Origin of the sequence: Amycolatopsis bullii (assembly GCF_014654205.1) — a bacterium.
In the GTDB taxonomy this organism is placed as follows: domain Bacteria; phylum Actinomycetota; class Actinomycetes; order Mycobacteriales; family Pseudonocardiaceae; genus Amycolatopsis; species Amycolatopsis plumensis.
Genome location: NZ_BNAW01000001.1, coordinates 174,261 through 189,881, shown reverse-complemented (window position 1 = coordinate 189,881; position 15,621 = coordinate 174,261). Strand labels below are relative to the sequence as shown.

Below are 15,621 nucleotides of genomic sequence, written 5' to 3'. Positions count from 1 at the left end.
CACTCACGAGCCTGGCTCAGCCCAACGTGTCCAACGCCCGGTACGTCCGGTTGCTCGCCGCCGCCGCACGCTGCTCCCGGCCCGTCGCCTCGATGTAGTTCTGGCTCGTCGCCAAACTCGCGTGCCCCAGCAACGCCATGATCTCCGACGCCGTCGCCCCGTCCTCCGCCAGCCGCGTCGCGAACGTGTGCCGCAACGCGTGCAGATTCGCCCCCACCGGCACCCGGTCGTGCAACCCCGCACCCCGGTAACACGACTTCACCAGGTACTCCAGCGCACCCCGCCCGATCGGCTCACCCGCCCGATCCAGCAACAACGGCGAACCAGGGGAGAACCGCACGTTCGGGAACCGCACCCGGCACGACGCCCGGTACCGCTCGATCAGCTCCGCCAGCACCGGCTGCACCGGAATCGACCGATCCCGGCTGCCTTTGCCCTTCACGTGCAACCGCAGCTCACCGGCCCGCCCCACCAGCGACCGCGACGTCAGCGCCCGCATCTCCGCCGCCCGCAACCCCGCCACCAGCCCCAGCGCGATCACCAGCACGTCCCGCTCCGGCCACGGATCCCGCGCCCGCCGCGACCCGGCGGCCGCCGCCGACAGCAGCTGCTCCGGGGTTTCCTCACCCCGCAACGGCTTCGGCGTCAACGCCGGCGTCCGCGGCCGCGCCACCGCACCCATCGGATTGCCCGCCAGGAGCCCGTCGGCCACGCAGAACGTGAGGAACTGGTTCCACGTCGACCACGCCCGCAGCACCGAGCTCTTCGCGTGCCCGTCGGCGAACGCGCCGAACGCCGACCGCAGCGCCGGTCCGGTGAGGTCGGCGACTTCGAGATCCTCGGCCGGACGGCCGAGCTCCGAAACCAGGAGAGTGGTGATGCCGGCGAGATCGCGGCGGTAGGCGTCGGTCGTGTGCGGGGAGTCCTTGCGCGGACGGCGAGCGGCGAAGAAGGCTTGCTGGGCCTCGGAAACCTTCATGTGGATCTTGTACCGCACACCACCGACAGTTTCCGCGGCCGCCCCCGAACCCGGCATTTCATGCATAATGGCAATTATGCATGAAATGCCGGTCTGACCCCGGATCTTCCCCTTGGGGGACACGACGTCTTCCTGAGGCCGTTTCCTCGGGCTTCAGCGCTCCTGCTGCCTCGAGGGCAGCCGTGCGCACACATGTTCGACACCAGCCCAGGGCCCGGAAAGCACAGGACGGCCGCCGGGCCCCAGGGGTCGTGAGTGAGAAACCGTGTTTTAACGCTGTTTCTCACTCACGACCCCTGGCCGATTTCGTCACCGTGACGTTTTGAGGCTGAGTGGCTGGACCACGAGCTCACGCCTCTCAGGGGATGCTCTCGGGCCTCCCAGGGCCCGAATGAGGCGACCGCCGGTCAAGCGGGAGGGTCAAAACCTCGACAGGAGCCGTCCTGGCGAAGTGAACGCTCCCGTAATCCGAACAAGCCCGACCCCGGGTTCGGCGCCCCTCCCGGCCGCCCGCCCAGCACGTCACCAAGTGCCGATAATGTACATTATGTCAAGTAACGTCAGTGCCAGTCGCTGATCTGCACGTCCCGCGGGCTCGGGGCGCCCTCCCCGGTTTCCACGAGCTGCTTGAGGCTCAACAGGTAGCTCGCCCACTTCGTGCTGCAGTGGTGCATGAACTCGCCGGCGTCGCGCCAGCCTTCGTGCTTGAACAGGATGATCGTGTAGTCCTCGCGCTGCTCGAGGTCCCACCGGATGGTCGTGCCGAGCCACTCCGGTGGCCCGTCGACGACTTCCCAGCGCACGAGCTTGCCCGGGTCGAGTTCGAGGACCTTCATGTCGAAGCCGCCCGGGATGAAGCGGAAGGCGATGACGCCGCCGACGCCGGTCTCCCCTTCGGTCTTCTCGGTCCACCAGCCGGCCAGGCCGTCGATGGTGGTGATCGCGTCGTAGACCTTCTGCGGGGTGGCGTCGCGGATGCCGATGCGGTGCAGGATGTCCATTTTCTACCCGTTCTTCTCGATGGTTTTTTCGATGGTTTCGGCGATGTGCTTGATGCGGCGGAGCCGGGCGTCCCAGGTGTTGCCGACGTCGGTGAGCTGGGCGACGGCGCGGGCCAGTTGGGCTTCGTCGACGTGGAACTGCTTTTCGCGGCCGGCGCTGTGGGCGTGGACGAGCCCGGCGCGGTCGAGGACGGCGAGGTGCTTGGCGACGGCCTGCCGGGTCACCGGGAGGTGTTCGCTGAGGCTGGTCGCCGTGCCACTCCCCTCGGTCAGCAGCAGGTCGAGCATGCGGCGCCGGGTCGGGTCGCCGATGGCCGACCAGAGGTCGTCGTCGACGGCGGTGCTCACGGGGTGGCTCCGGCGACCTTGGTGGCGTAGGTGGGGAGCCGGGAGAGGAAGTGGTCCCAGCCGCTGACGTGGTCGGCGTGTTCGGCGGCGATCTTGGCTTCGTCCCAGCCGCGTTCGCGGAAGCCGGTTTCGGTCATCCGGAGGCGGGTGCCGGTGCCGTCGGGTTCGAGTTCGAAGACGACGAGGAAGGAGTTGCCGGGGGCGGCGGTCTCCCCGTCGGCGTGGGTCCAGCGGAAGGAGAAGTGCCGGGGCGGGATGGCGTCGACGACGGTGAACCGGACCCAGGAGCCGCCGAAGGCGATGCGGCCTTCTCCCCCGGGTTCGACGGGGTATTCGGCTTCGTCGGGCCACCATTCGCGGAGGTGCTGGGGGCTGCTGACGACGTCGAAGACGACTTCGGGGCGGGCGTCGACGTGGATTTCCCGTTCGATGGTGCCGTGTTCCATGCGAGCTCCTTGTGCAACGTTTGGTTGCGTGTCACGTTAGCTCGGCGGGTGCCGATGTGCAACCTTCAGTTGCGCGAAGGTCTTTCTGGACCCAGGCGACGTCGTGCCAGGCGCCGTGTTTCCAGCCGACCCGGCGGTAGACGCCGGCGGGCTCGAACCCGAGGGCGCGGTGGAGTCCGGCGCTGGCGTCGTTCGGGAGGGTCATGCCGGCGAAGGCGCGGCAGAACCCGCGGTCGCGCAGCCGCTGGAACAGTGCTTCGTAGAGGGCGCGGCCGGCGCCGGTGCGGCGGCGGCCTTGTTCGAGGTAGATGCTCGTTTCGCAGGACCACCGGTACGCGGCGCGTTCGGCGAAGCGGGTGGCGTAGGCGTAGCCGGCGATGTGTCCTTCGTCTTCGAGGACGAACCACGCGTGGGCGACGGCGATGCGGCGGGCCATTTCGGGGGTGTCGGGTGGTTCGGTTTCGAAGGAGATGGCGGTGTCGGTGACGTAGGGGGTGTAGAGGGCGGCACAGGCGGCGGCGTCGTGGGGGGTGGCGTCTCGAATCATGGCTCCTATGGTAGCCATGACGGCTCGTATAGTATCCAGAGTTATGACCGATCCCCTGACTGCTCGCCTGGCCGCCACCGTGCACGCCGCCCGCACGGCACGAGGTCTCTCGGCGGTCGCGCTCGCCGAGGCGTCGGGGGTGTCGCGGGCGATGATCGGCAAGATCGAGCGGGGTGACGTGCAGCCGACGGCGGCGTTGCTGGCGAAGCTGTCGGCCGCGCTGGGGCTGACGTTGTCGGAGCTCATCGCGCGCGCCGAAGGCGACGAGCGGCGGTTGGCGCGGGCGGCGGAGCAGCCGGTGTGGACGGACCCGGAGACGGGCTACCGGCGGCGGTCGGTGTCCCCCGCGGCCGGGCGTCCGCTGGAGCTGGTGGAGGTGGAGCTGCCGCCGGGGGTGGAGGTACCGCTGGTGGCGGGGACGTATGCGTTCCTGCACCAGCAGATCTGGGTGCTGGCCGGGCACCTGCGGTTCCACGAGGGGGCCCAGGTGCACGAGCTGGCCGCCGGCGACTGCCTGCAGCTGGGGCCGGCCGCGGACTGCGTGTTCGTGAACCCGGGGCCGGTGGTGTGCCGGTACCTGGTCGCGCTGGTCAAGCGCGCAGGTTGAGGGCGGCGACCGAGGAGTCGAGCCAGGCGGCGAGGAAACGGTCGGGCGCGAGGTCGCCGGGGGTGTGCCCGATGAGGACGTCGAGGATCGGGTAGTAGGTCAGCGACGCGACGAGCACGGCTGCGGTGGCTTCCGGGTCTGGCACGGCGGCTCTCCCCTGGTCCCGCAGGGTGGTGATCCACTCGGTGCCGCGGCGGTAGACGGTGGCCACGACGCCTTGCCACATCTGCTCGAACAGCTCCGGGAAGCCGGCGAATTCGCGGATCATCAGGCGGATGAGGTCGCGGTCGGCGGCCATGAACGCCCAGACGACGTCGGCGAGGAGGCGCAGGGCTTCGCGGGGGTCGTCGGGCAGCTGGGTGTCGGCGGTTTCCGCGGTACGGGCGGCCAAGCGCGCGAGGTTGTCGTGGACGGCGGCTTCGAGGACGGCTGCTTTGGAGGGGAAGTGCTTGTAGAGGGCGCCGCTGCCGGGGTGGAGGCCGCAGGCGGTCTGGATGTCGGCGATGGACGTCGTGTCGTAGCCGCGGGTGGCGAAGAGGCGGACGGCTTCGTCGAGGATGCGGCGGCGGGTGACGCCGGGGGTTGTCCGAGCCATAGTGAGAAACTACTCTCTTTCTATGGTTGAGGTGACCGTGGAAGAGTTCGTGTCGTGCCCGCCGGAGGCGTTCCTGGCGCTGGTCATGGATCCGCGCCGGTACGCGGAGATCGACCGCAAGCTGGGGCGGATCGACTGGGTTCGCACCGAGGGTGACGTCACCGAGTTCCGGTTCCGCTCGGCGCTGCCCGGGCTGGGGCCGGGCCCGAAGATCGTCTCCCGGATGACGTTGACCCCCGGCCGGCGGGTCGACGTCCAGCTGCCCGACCGGCCGGAGAACCGCCTCGCGCGCCGGGTTTCGACGTTCGAGGCGCACTTCGAGTGCGTGCCGGTGGGCGGGGGGATCCGGGTGCGGCGGCGGATCGCGTTCGGGTTCGCCGCTCCCCTGCGCTGGCTGGTCGAGCCGGTGCTGCGGCGGAAGCTGCGGGCCGACGTCGAGGCCGAGGTGCGGGGTGCGAAGCAGTTGCTCGAACGTTGACTGAAACTGTGAATCAGTGCTTCACTTCTTGACGTGCCCTACCGCCGCACCCCGAAGGTGCAGGAACGCCTCGACGCCCAGCGCGAGACGATCATCGCCGCCGCGACGCGGCAGCTGGCCGAACACGGCTACGGCGGCTGCTCGGTCGCCGCGGTCGCCGAGCGGGCCGGGGTGGCCGTCGGCAGCGTCTACCGGCACTTCCCCACCAAGGCCGACCTGGTCGTGCACGTCTTCCGGCAGGTCGTGACGCGGGAGGTCGAGGCGGTCCGGGCCGCGTCGGCGGAGGCGGGGGAACCGGCCGATCGCGTGCTGGCCGCCGTGGACACCTTCGCCCAGCGGGCTCTCAAGGCGCCGAAGCAGGCCTATGCCCTGCTCATCGAGCCGGTCGACGCGCTCATCGACGCCGAGCGGCTGGAGTTCCGGCGGGCCTACACCGAGGTCATCGCCGAGCACGTCGCCGCCGGGGTGCGGGACGGCTCGCTGCCGCCCCAGGACGGCCGGCTGACCGCCGCGGCGCTGGTCGGAGCCGCCGCCGAAGTCCTCATCGGCCCGTTGACCAGCGGAAACGCCACCGATGTCGCCGAGCTTCGCACATTCATCCTTCGCGCTCTAGGAGGTTCTGATGCCCGCCACGCATGAAGTCACCAACCAGGTCCCGCCGCTGGCCGGGCACGACGTCGCCGACGACCCGGCGCTGCTGGCCGGGCTCGAGGGCGCCGGTGCGGGCTGGGCCGCCGGCGAGCTGCACGAGCTGGGGCGGCTGGCCGGGACCGAAGAGGTCCAGGAGTGGGGCCGGCTGGTCAACGAGAACGAGCCGGTGCTGCGCACCCACGACCGCTACGGCCACCGGATCGACGAGGTGGAGTTCCACCCGCACTGGCACGACCTGATGAAGGTCGCGACGGCGCACGGCCTGCACGGCACGCCGTGGCAGGACCCCCGCGAGGGCGTCCACGCGGCGCGGGCGGCGAAGTTCTACGTCTGGGGCCAGGTCGAGGCCGGGCACAGCTGCCCGATTTCCATGACGTACGCGGCGATCCCGGCGTTGCGCGCGACCCCGGAGCTGGCTGCGCGGTACGAGCCGCTGCTGGCCGCGACCGAGTACGACTTCGGGCTGCGCGAGCCCAGCACCAAGCGCGGGCTGCTGGCGGGCATGTCGATGACCGAGAAGCAGGGCGGCTCGGACGTGCGGGCGAACACGACGACCGCGACGCCGAGCGCCGATGGCAGCTACACCCTGGTCGGGCACAAGTGGTTCACCTCCGCGCCGATGTGCGACATGTTCCTGACGCTCGCGCAGGCGCCGGGCGGGCTGTCGTGCTTCCTGCTCCCCCGTGTCCTGCCGGACGGCTCGCGCAACCCGATCCGGCTGCAGCGGCTGAAGGACAAGCTCGGCAACCGGTCGAACGCGTCGTCGGAGATCGAGTACGACAACGCCGTCGGCTGGCTGGTCGGCGAGGAGGGCCGCGGGGTCCGCACGATCATCGAGATGGTCAACAACACCCGGCTGGACTGCACGCTGGGCAGTGCGTCCGGGATGCGGCTGGGTGCGGTCCGCGCGGTGCACCACGCGACGCACCGGCACGCCTTCGGCAAGGCGCTGGTGGACCAGCCGCTGATGGCGAACGTCCTGGCCGACCTGGTGATCGAGTCCGAGGCGGCGACGACGGTCGCGATGCGGCTGGCCGCGGCGGGCGACCGGCGCGGTGACGAGCAGGAGCAGGCGTTCCGGCGGCTGGGCCTGGCGGTGTCGAAGTACTGGGTGTGCAAGCGGGCGCCGGCGCACGCGGCCGAGGCGCTTGAGTGCTTCGGCGGCAACGGGTACGTCGAGGAGTCGGGGATGCCGCGGCTCTACCGGGAGGCGCCGCTGTCGTCGATCTGGGAGGGCTCGGGCAACGTCGCCGCGCTGGACGCGTTGCGGGCGATGGGCAAGCAACCGGAGTCGGTGGCGGCGTTCTTCGCCGAGGTCGAGCGGGCCGCCGGTGGCGACGCCCGGCTCGACGACGCGGTGGACCGCGTCCGCAAGGAGCTCACCGACCTCGAGGGCATCGAGTACCGGGCGCGCCGGCTGGTCGAGGCGATGGCGCTGGTGCTGCAGGGATCGCTGCTGGTGCGCCACGGCCACCCGGCGGTCGCCGACGCGTTCTGCGCGTCCCGCTTCGGCGGCGACTGGGGCATCGCGTTCGGCACGCTCCCGGGCGGCGTCGACACGGGAGCGATCATCGAGCGCGCCGTGATCGGTTAGCCGACGCGCTCGGCCCGCCGCCGGGCCAGTTCCTCGACCGCGCTGGGCAGGGTGGTCTCGAAGTCGATCAGCTTGGCCCAGGTCGGGGTGATGACGATCCGGACCATGCCGTCGTAGAGCGAGCGGACCTCGCGCTCCCACTCGACGCGCTGCTCGGGGGTCATCTGGTAGGTGCCGTTCATCTGCAGGTACTCCTCGGGGATGCCGTCGACGACGTCCAGTTCCGCGCGGCCGCGGATGAGCAGGATCTTGGGCGGGTGCACCTCGGTGTCGATGGTCAGGGCGACCGCGGGGTTGGCGCGCAGGGACGGCAGCTTCGGGGAGTTCTTCGTCGTGCACAGCACGATCTCGGTGCCGTTCCAGGTGAAGGCGATGGGGATCGAGCGCGGGGTGCCGTCCTTGGCGACGTAGGCCAGCCGGGTCAGGTCGCGGGCGAGCAGTTCGCGGCTGAGCGGGCGGTCGAGCACCTCGGCGATCTCGTGCTGCTGCATGGTGGTCTCCTTCTCCGGTGGCGGTCTCTTCTGCCCCGGGGACGGAGCCGCCCGGACGTTCTCGACACGCGCCGCGAAGATTTTTATCGGCCGAGGGCGTCGAGCGCGCCGGCGACCGCGGCGGTCTTGAGGTCGGCGACCGGGACGTCGGGGAACTGCATGCAGACGTCCTGCAGGCCGCCGAGCGCCAGGATGGCCCTGGCCTGCTGTTCGAGCGTGGGTGACGGGCCGCAGATCAGCTCGGTGAGGCGGGTCCGCCAGCCCAGGACGCGGTCGATCAGCCCGAGGTCGGCCAGGGTCGGCATCTCGGCCAGCAGCATGACGACGTCGGCGCGGTGGCGGTGGTTGAAGTCGAAGAAGCCTTCGATCAGTTCGCGCACCGGGGCGTCGCCGCGGGCTTCCTGGTCGCGCAGGAAGCTCTCGCCGTCGTCGAGCAGCGGCTGGACGATGCTGCGGACCAGGTCTTCGCGGGACGGGAAGTGGTAGTAGAGCGCCGGTTTGGTGATGCCGAGCCGGTCGGCGATGTCCTGCAGGCTGGTGCGCTGGACGCCTTGGCTGGTGAACAGGTCGCGGGCGACGTCGAGGATGCGCTGCTTGGTGTCGGAGGGCTTCGGCACCGGCCCAGCATAACTGACTTAACGATAGGTAAGGAGATGTGGTACAACTTACCTACCGTTAAGTCAGGGAGGTACTCGTGCGGATCCTCGTCTCCGGCGCCAGCATCGCCGGTCCGGTACTGGCGTACTGGCTCACCCGCCACGGCTTCGACGTCACCGTCGTCGAGCGCGCGCCGGCGCTGCGCAAGACCGGTGGCCACGCCGTCGACCTGTTCCGGCCCGCCATGGACATCACCGAGAAGATGGGCGTCCTGCCGCGGGTGGCCGCCGTGGCCACCGGCACCACCCGGATGACGCTGCACCGCGAAGGCAACCCCAGGCCGCTGCGGGTGGACCTGGCCAAGGTCTTCCAGGCCACCTCCGACCGGCACGTCGAGGTGATGCGCGACGACCTGTCCGAGATCTACTACGAGGCGGGCCGCGACGACGTCGAGTACCTCTTCGGCGACTCGATCACTGCCATCTCCCCCGACGGCGAGGTCACCTTCGAGCACGCGCCGGCCCGCCGGTTCGACGTCGTCGTCGGCGCCGACGGGCTGCACTCGAACGTCCGGCGCCTGGTGTTCGGCGAAGAGGCCGGGCTGACGACTTTCATCGGCGCGTACCTGGCGGTGCTGTCCCTGCCCGACACCCTGGGTCTCGACGGTGAGGCCGTCACCCACCTCGGCCCCGGCCGCACCGCCTCCCTCTACAGCGCCGGGCACCTGGACGACGCGCGCGCGGTGTTCCTGTTCCGCCGCGACGAGCCGCTCGAGTACCACCACCGCGACGTCTCCCGGCAGCAGCAGCTGCTCCGGGCAGCGTTCTCCGGGATGCACCCGCAGGTCGACGGCTGGCTGGCCGAGCTCGACGGCCCCGGCCCGTTCTACTTCGACTCGATCACCCAGCTGCGGCTGGACAGGTGGTCCCGCGGCCGCGTGACGCTCGTCGGCGACGCCGGCTACTGCCCCGGCCCGGCGGTCGGCGGCAGCACGAGCCTCGCGGTGCTGGGCGCGTACGTCCTGGCCGGCGAGCTGGCCGCGGCGAACGGGGACCACGAGCGGGCCTTCGCCGCGTACGAGCGGGAGATGGGTGAGCTGGTGCGCCGCAGCCGGGCGTTCGCGATCGGCGCGGCGCGGAGCCTGATCCCGGCCTCGCGCGCCGGGGTGTGGGCCCTGGCCCGAGGGGGCCAGCTGGTCTCGGCGCTGCCGGCCGGGCTGACGCGGGCGATCGCCAAACTCAACACCGGCGGCGTGCGCATGCACGACTCGATGCAGGTCAAGGACTACGCGGTGAAGGCGGTGGCCTGACGCCGGAGGGGACCCCGTGGTGGCAGCCCCCTCCGGCTTCGACAGCGGGTTCGCTTCGAACCGTGTCGGTCACCGGTGGAAACCGGGCGGGCGCGCGGGGAGAACCCCGCGCGCCCGCACCCCCAGTGGCCCGGCGGAACCCGCCGTCAGGGGACAGGAGACAACGAGTACCGCGCTGGATACGGGGGGATGGGGCGGATTTCCGCCTGGCAGCGCGGGGCTTGCGGTGCTCGGCCGGCTTGCCCCCGCGTGCGGCACTCACCGGGCGGCGGCGGTCGGGGTTGGCGGGGAGGAAGCGGGCGGATTCCGCGGCGCCCTGCACTCGGCAGCCCGGTCCGGGAGCGGCAGCGCTGGCTCGGCCGAACCGGTCGGCCCCTGGCAGCCCGCCCGGGCCAGGCCGGGGCGAGGCGAGGCGAGGCGGGCCCAAAGCGGTGAGCGGGCCAGGCCGGTCCGGGAGCGGCAGCGCCAGGCCGGCCGAGGAGGCGCGAACCCGGCCGGCCGGGCGAGGCGGGCCCGGCCCAAAGCGGTGAGCGGGCCAGGTCGGCGGACACCAACCGGCAGACCCACGACTCCGGCGGGACCTACCCAACTCCAGCCCGGCCCGCGCCTGGAAGCGGTCTCGCCTCACCTCACCTCAGCCCGCGAGCAGTCCCGGGTCGCTCTCCGGCGGCCCCGCGGGCCACCACTCCCCTCCCTCGAGCCGGTACGGGTGCCACCGGCCTCGGCGATCCAGCCTCAGCTGCACCTCACCCACCGTGCACCGGTTCCGCTCGAACACCGGCTCCGCCTCGACCTCCGCCAGCGCTGCCCGCGCGGCCGCCAGCACCGCCTTCGGCGGCGTCCACGGTGTCTCCAGGACCTCCACCCCGTCCGGCCCGCCGTACCGCCACGCCGCCACCGCCCGCGCGAACCCCGCACCCTCCCCCAGCCGTCCGGCCGCCGAGGGGAACTCCGCCGCCAGGCGGATCGCGTCCAGCCGGCGAGCCGGCCACGAGCGTCCCTCCAGCAACGCCTGGGCCCGCGCGGCACCGTTCGCCGCCAGCAGTTCGAACACCGAGGCCGGTACCCCCGGTGCCGCCGGGATCGACGGGGCTCCCGACGGCCGGAACTCCTCGAGCGAAGGCAGCTCGCCCGGCACCCGGTCCGCGGCCGGTTCCTCGGAAACAACCGGCGCCGTGCGGCTCTCCAGCTCGAAGCGGATCTCCCGCTCGCCCTTGCCGCGCATCAGCAACAGCAGGAACGGGTCCGCGTCGAGCAGCCACGACGCCTGGAACGACAACGCCGCCGCGTGCCGGCACGGCAGCTCCCACCCCGGGCAGTCGCATTCGGGGTCGAGGTCGCCGATCCCCGGCAGCAGGTCGACGCCGGCCGCTTCGGCCAGATCGGGTGGCAGATCGCGGTCCAGCAGCGCCGCCAGGTGCCCCGCCCGGGAGGCGACGCGGTCGAGGAACCGGGTCCAGTCCGCTTCGGACAGCTCCGCGAGCCGGAGCTGGGTGCGGTACGGGCCGCCGTCGGCGTCGTCGACCGCCGCCGCGATGCGGCCCGGGCTGACCGTGATCGGGCCGACCAGCCCGGCCGCGGCGTACTTGCGGCCCTTCTTCAGCTGACGCAGGTCGAGCGCGGTGTCCTCCATCGCGCGCACCCACCCCTGGCCCCACCACGAACGCGCCAAGCGGCCGCCCGCGCCGAACGCGGGAAAGCCGCGTACCCGGTCGTCGCTCATCCGCGGCTCCTCAGTTCCACGAGCTCGGCCAGCTCGGTGTCCGACAGTTCCGTCAACGCCGCCTCGCCACCGGCCAGCACGGCCTCGGCCAGCGCGCGCTTCTCCCGCAGCATCGCCGCGATCCGGTCCTCGACCGTGCCCTCGGCGACCAGCCGGTGCACCTGGACCGGCCGGGTCTGCCCGATCCGGTACGCCCGGTCGGTCGCCTGGTCCTCCACCGCCGGGTTCCACCAGCGGTCGAAGTGCACGACGTGGTCGGCGCGCGTGAGGTTCAGCCCGGTGCCCGCCGCCTTCAGCGACAGCAGGAACACCGGCACCTCGCCGTCCTGGAACCGCGTCACGAGCTCTTCGCGGCGCGCCACCGGTGTGCCGCCGTGCAGCAACTGCGTGGCGATCCCGCGCGCGGCCAGGTGCTTCTCCAGCAGCCGCGCCATGGCGACGTACTGGGTGAACACCAGCACCGCGCCGCCGGTCGCGAGGATCGTGTCCAGCAGCTCGTCGAGCAGCTCCACCTTGCCCGACCGCCCACCCGGCTGCTTGAGGTACTGCGCGGGGTGGTTGCAGATCTGCTTGAGCGCGGTCAGCAGCTTGACGATCCGCCCGCGCCGGGCCATCCCGTCGCTGGCGGCGATGTCGGCCATCATCTCCCGCACGACCGCTTCGTACAGCGCCACCTGATCCGCGCTCAAAGCCACCGGCCGGTCGGTCTCCGTCTTCGCCGGCAACTCCGGGGCGATCCCCGGGTCGGACTTGCGCCGCCGCAGCAGGAACGGCCGCAGCAGCCGCGACAGCCGTTCCGCCGCGGCGGGGTCCCCGGCTTCGATCGGCTTGGCCCACCGCGTCCGGAACTCGCTCAGCGACCCCAACAGGCCCGGCGCGGTCCAGTCGAGGATCGCCCACAGCTCCGAAAGGGTGTTCTCCACCGGCGTGCCGGTCAGCGCCACCCGCGCCGCCGCCGGCACCAGCCGCAGCGCCTTCGCCGTGCCCGAGCGGTGGTTCTTGACGTGCTGGGCCTCGTCGGCCACCAGCAGCCCCCACCGCACGCCGGCCAGCGGCGCGGGATCGGTGCGCAGCGTGCCGTAGGTGGTCAGGACGAACCCGTCGAGCTCGTCCAGGGACCGGGCGCTGCCGTGGAAGCGCCGCACCGGCACGCCGGGGGCGAACCGGCGGATCTCGCGTTCCCAGTTGCCCAGCAGCGACGCCGGGCACACCACCAGCGTCGGCCCCGACGCCCGGTGCAGGTGCAGGGCGATCAGCGTGACCGTCTTGCCCAGGCCCATGTCGTCGGCGAGGCAGCCGCCGAGGCCGAGCCCGGTGACGGTGGCCAGCCACTGCAGCCCGCGCAGCTGGTAGTCCCGCAGCGTCGCGGCCAGCCCGGGCGGCGGCGCCTGGGGTTCCGGCGGCAGGGACAGCCGTTCCCGCAGCCGCGCCAGCCAGCCGTCGGTGACGACCTCGACCACTTCGCCCTCGACCTCGGTGGTCCCCGACAGCACCGCACCCAGCGCGTCGACCGGCGTCAGCGGCTTGAGCGCCCGGTCCCGCGCCTTCGCCGCCAGCGCCGGGTCGATCAGCACCCACTGCTCGCGCAGCCGCACCACCGGACGGCGGGCTTCGGCGAGCGCGTCCAGTTCCGCCTCGGTCAGCACCTCACCGCCCAGCGCCAACTGCCAGTCGAACGCCAACGCGTGCCCGCCGCCGAAGAACGACGGCAGGTCACCCGGGGTGTCCCCGGCGCGGACGACGGCCCGCGCGGTCAGCGAGCCCGCCAGCTCGGCCGGCCAGTGCACGTCGATCCCCGCCGCCGCCAGCCGCGGGCCCGCGGACGCGACCAGCTCGGTCACGTCGTCCTCGCCGAGGGCCACCTCGGCCGGCACCGCCGAGGTCAGCAGCGGTCCCAGCGCCGGCCACACCTGCGCGCCGCGGCGCAGCGCCAGCAGCACGTCGATGCGGGCCCGTGGCCCGAACCGGCCGGTCTCCCACAGCTGCGCCGCGTCGGCGACCAGCCCGGGCTCGGCCAGGCTGTGCACCTGGACCACGGCCTGGAAGCGCCCGGCGTCGAACCCGCCAGGTGCCTCCACCCGCAGCGACACCCGGATCCCGGAGTCCAGGCCCGCGGCCAGTTCGTCCGCCCAGTCACGCAGGGAATCCGCGCGCTGGGGCGCGACGGCGGCGAACAACCGCGTGCCGGCGGCCTTGGCCGCGGCGGGGGTGCGGGGCAGCGTGTCGGCGACGGCGTCGAGGAAAGCCCGCAGCAGCGGTCCGGGCGCGCGGTCGTCCGGCGGCATCGCGGCCGCGAGGTCCCGCAGCCACGCGGCTTCCGCCGGTTCCAGCGGCCCCGCCCGCCAGGCGTCGTGCCCGGCCGCGGTGACCCCCGGCAGCAGCCGTCCCGCCGCGACCAGCCGCAGCGCCGCCCGCGCCGCCGTCGCCCAGAAGGGGTCGGCGCCGGTCAGCAGTTCCGGCAGGCCGTCCGCAATGGACAGTACGCGGCCGTCGACCACCAGGCGGCCCGCCCGCGGTGGTTCGCCCGGTTCGAAGTGGACGTTCAGTTCCCCAGCCTCCTGTATCGGCGCACGGTCAACGGCACGAACACCGCCAGCAGCACCAGCGGCCACACCACGGCCATCGGCACCGCGTGCGCGCTCACCCAGGACGTGCCGGCCGCGCCGGGGTTGCCGAACAGCACCCGCGCCGCGGTCACCGTGGAGGACAACGGGTTCCACTCGGCCACGGTTCCCAGCCACGCCGGCATCGTGGAGGTCGCCACGAACGCGCCGGAGAGGAACCCGAACGGGAACTCCAGCGTCTGCACGAGCGACACCATCGCCGGATCCGAGGTCAGCAGGCCCAGGTAGATCCCGGCCCACACCAGCGCGGTGCGCAGCAGGAGCAGCAGGCCGAGCGCGGCGAGGGTTTCCCCCAGGCTCCCGTGCGGGCGCCAGCCGACGGCGAACCCGCAGCCCACCAGCACGGCCAGCGCGAGGACGGCGTTCACCAGATCCGCCGCCACCCGCCCGGTGAACACCGCCGAGGGCGCCATCGGCAGCGACCGGAACCGGTCGGTGACGCCCTTGCCCGTGTCGTCCAGCACCGCGATCATCGTCCCCGACAGCCCGAAGGCCATGGTCATCGCGAACATCCCCGGCATCAGGAACTCCTGGTAGGAGCCGCCGCCGGGCACGCTCATCCCGCCGCCGAGCAGGTAGGCGAAGATCAGCACCATCAGAATCGGGAACGCCACCACCCCGGCCAGGCGCGCCGGGCGCCGGGCCAGCTGCGCGAGGTACCGCCCGGTCAGCGTCCAGCCGTCTTCGATCGCCCACCTCATCGCGCCACGCCCGTCAGCTCCAGGAACACTTCGTCCAGCGTCGGGTGCCGCAGCGCCACGTCGGCGAACGACAGCTCGGTCGCCGCCAGCTCACGCACGACGTCGGTCAGCATGGACGGCTCGGCCGGCGCGCTCACCCGCAGCTCGTCGGTGACCGGCTCGGCGCCGGTGACCCGGGCCAGCAGCCCGGCCGCGGCACCGAGGTCGCCGGGGTCGGTGAGCACCAGCTCGATCCGGGTCGCCCCGAGCGAGCCCTTCAGCTCGGCCGGGGAGCCTTCGGCGATCACCCGGCCGCGCTCGACCAGGGAAATCCGGTCGGCCAGCTGATCGGCCTCCTCCAGGTACTGCGTCGTGAGCAGCACGGTCGTCCCGTCGGCGACCAGGGACCGGACCGCCCGCCAGACCTCCAGCCGGCTGCGCGGGTCGAGCCCGGTCGTCGGCTCGTCGAGGAACAGCACCCGCGGGGCGGCCAGCAGCGACGCGGCGAGGTCCAGGCGCCGGCGCATCCCACCGGAGTAGGCCGACACCGGCTTCGAACCGGTGGCGGCGAGGTCGAACCGTTCGAGGAGGTCGTCGGCGCGGCGGGTGGCCTCGCGGCGGCCCAGGTGGTGCAGCCGGCCGAACAGGATCAGGTTCTGCCGCCCGGACAGGAGTTCGTCGACGGCCGCCTGCTGCCCGACCAGCCCGATCGCCGAACGCACTTTCGCCGGTTCGGTGGCGACGTCGAAGCCGGCGACCCGGGCGACCCCGCCGTCGTGGCGCAGCAGCGTCGAGAGCACGCGGACCGCCGTCGTCTTCCCGGCGCCGTTGGGTCCCAGCAGGCCGCACAGGGTGCCGGCCGGGACGGAGAGATCGAACCCCTCGAGGGCGTACGCGTCGCCGTAGCGCTTGCGAAGTCCCTCGGCGTGGATCTGCGGAGTCATCCTGCCC

At 72.4% G+C, this 15,621-nt stretch carries 17 protein-coding genes; 5 read left to right on the top strand and 12 right to left on the bottom strand.

What is annotated here, in order from left to right; genetic code table 11:
• Positions 1-16: 16 nt before the first annotated feature.
• The 5 genes from IE317_RS00855 to IE317_RS00835 form a co-directional block, all read right to left on the bottom strand.
• The gene (locus tag IE317_RS00855; protein WP_191306077.1) at positions 17-997 is read right to left on the bottom strand and encodes a tyrosine-type recombinase/integrase; all 981 of its coding nucleotides are present in this window, start codon (positions 995-997) and stop codon (positions 17-19) included.
• Between the two features lie 542 nt (positions 998-1,539).
• The gene (locus tag IE317_RS00850; RefSeq protein WP_191306076.1) at positions 1,540-1,980 is read right to left on the bottom strand and encodes an SRPBCC family protein; all 441 of its coding nucleotides are present in this window, start codon (positions 1,978-1,980) and stop codon (positions 1,540-1,542) included.
• Positions 1,981-1,983: 3 nt separating this feature from the next.
• Positions 1,984-2,328, bottom strand: coding sequence for an ArsR/SmtB family transcription factor (locus tag IE317_RS00845; protein WP_191306075.1), 345 nt, complete (start codon positions 2,326-2,328; stop codon positions 1,984-1,986).
• Positions 2,325-2,774, bottom strand: a complete 450-nt coding sequence (locus IE317_RS00840; RefSeq protein ID WP_191306074.1) for an SRPBCC domain-containing protein — start codon at positions 2,772-2,774, stop codon at positions 2,325-2,327. The genes IE317_RS00845 and IE317_RS00840 overlap by 4 nt, the downstream gene beginning before the upstream one ends.
• Positions 2,775-2,805: 31 nt before the next feature.
• Positions 2,806-3,321: a GNAT family N-acetyltransferase gene (locus tag IE317_RS00835; RefSeq protein ID WP_191306073.1), complete on the bottom strand. Its 516-nt coding sequence runs from the start codon at positions 3,319-3,321 to the stop codon at positions 2,806-2,808.
• Positions 3,322-3,364: 43 nt separating this feature from the next.
• Here IE317_RS00835 and IE317_RS00830 point away from each other — a divergent pair, with 43 nt between their 5' ends.
• On the top strand, positions 3,365-3,928 hold the full coding sequence (locus IE317_RS00830) for a helix-turn-helix domain-containing protein (RefSeq protein ID WP_191306072.1): 564 nt from the start codon (positions 3,365-3,367) through the stop codon (positions 3,926-3,928).
• Here the strand turns inward: IE317_RS00830 and IE317_RS00825 are convergent.
• Positions 3,912-4,523 (bottom strand): TetR/AcrR family transcriptional regulator, encoded by a 612-nt coding sequence (locus IE317_RS00825; protein WP_191306071.1) that lies wholly within the window; start codon positions 4,521-4,523, stop codon positions 3,912-3,914. The two genes, IE317_RS00830 and IE317_RS00825, sit on opposite strands and share 17 nt — an antisense overlap.
• Before the next feature lie 22 nt (positions 4,524-4,545).
• On the opposite strand from IE317_RS00825, the gene IE317_RS00820 reads away from it, so the two are divergent.
• From IE317_RS00820 to IE317_RS00810, 3 genes are read left to right on the top strand one after another with little or no spacing between them, the layout of a single operon-like run.
• On the top strand, positions 4,546-5,001 hold the full coding sequence (locus IE317_RS00820; protein ID WP_191306070.1) for an SRPBCC family protein: 456 nt from the start codon (positions 4,546-4,548) through the stop codon (positions 4,999-5,001).
• Positions 5,002-5,034: 33 nt separating this feature from the next.
• Positions 5,035-5,640, top strand: a complete 606-nt coding sequence (locus IE317_RS00815) for a TetR/AcrR family transcriptional regulator (protein WP_191306069.1) — start codon at positions 5,035-5,037, stop codon at positions 5,638-5,640.
• Positions 5,624-7,246 carry an acyl-CoA dehydrogenase family protein gene (locus IE317_RS00810; RefSeq protein WP_191306068.1) on the top strand — a complete coding sequence of 541 codons (1,623 nt, stop codon included), beginning with the start codon at positions 5,624-5,626 and terminating at the stop codon, positions 7,244-7,246. The genes IE317_RS00815 and IE317_RS00810 overlap by 17 nt, the downstream gene beginning before the upstream one ends.
• Here IE317_RS00810 and IE317_RS00805 read toward each other — a convergent pair.
• Positions 7,243-7,737 (bottom strand): pyridoxamine 5'-phosphate oxidase family protein, encoded by a 495-nt coding sequence (locus tag IE317_RS00805; RefSeq protein WP_191306067.1) that lies wholly within the window; start codon positions 7,735-7,737, stop codon positions 7,243-7,245. The two genes, IE317_RS00810 and IE317_RS00805, sit on opposite strands and share 4 nt — an antisense overlap.
• A gap of 83 nt (positions 7,738-7,820) precedes the next feature.
• Positions 7,821-8,354 (bottom strand): TetR/AcrR family transcriptional regulator, encoded by a 534-nt coding sequence (locus IE317_RS00800; RefSeq protein ID WP_191306066.1) that lies wholly within the window; start codon positions 8,352-8,354, stop codon positions 7,821-7,823.
• A 77-nt stretch (positions 8,355-8,431) separates the two neighbouring features.
• On the opposite strand from IE317_RS00800, the gene IE317_RS00795 reads away from it, so the two are divergent.
• Positions 8,432-9,643 (top strand): FAD-dependent monooxygenase, encoded by a 1,212-nt coding sequence (locus IE317_RS00795; RefSeq protein ID WP_191306065.1) that lies wholly within the window; start codon positions 8,432-8,434, stop codon positions 9,641-9,643.
• A gap of 634 nt (positions 9,644-10,277) precedes the next feature.
• On the opposite strand, the gene IE317_RS45015 is transcribed toward IE317_RS00795, so the two are convergent.
• Genes IE317_RS45015 through IE317_RS00775 form a run of 4 tightly spaced genes read right to left on the bottom strand, consistent with a single transcriptional unit; the run spans position 10,278 to position 15,614 of the window.
• Positions 10,278-11,366 (bottom strand): SWIM zinc finger family protein, encoded by a 1,089-nt coding sequence (locus IE317_RS45015; protein WP_191306064.1) that lies wholly within the window; start codon positions 11,364-11,366, stop codon positions 10,278-10,280.
• Positions 11,363-13,864 carry a DEAD/DEAH box helicase gene (locus tag IE317_RS00785; RefSeq protein WP_191306063.1) on the bottom strand — a complete coding sequence of 834 codons (2,502 nt, stop codon included), beginning with the start codon at positions 13,862-13,864 and terminating at the stop codon, positions 11,363-11,365. Before IE317_RS00785 ends, IE317_RS45015 begins: the two co-directional genes overlap by 4 nt.
• Positions 13,865-13,908: 44 nt before the next feature.
• Positions 13,909-14,691, bottom strand: coding sequence for an ABC transporter permease (locus tag IE317_RS00780; RefSeq protein WP_191306062.1), 783 nt, complete (start codon positions 14,689-14,691; stop codon positions 13,909-13,911).
• Positions 14,688-15,614: an ATP-binding cassette domain-containing protein gene (locus IE317_RS00775; RefSeq protein WP_191306061.1), complete on the bottom strand. Its 927-nt coding sequence runs from the start codon at positions 15,612-15,614 to the stop codon at positions 14,688-14,690. Before IE317_RS00775 ends, IE317_RS00780 begins: the two co-directional genes overlap by 4 nt.
• Positions 15,615-15,621: the final 7 nt, after the last annotated feature.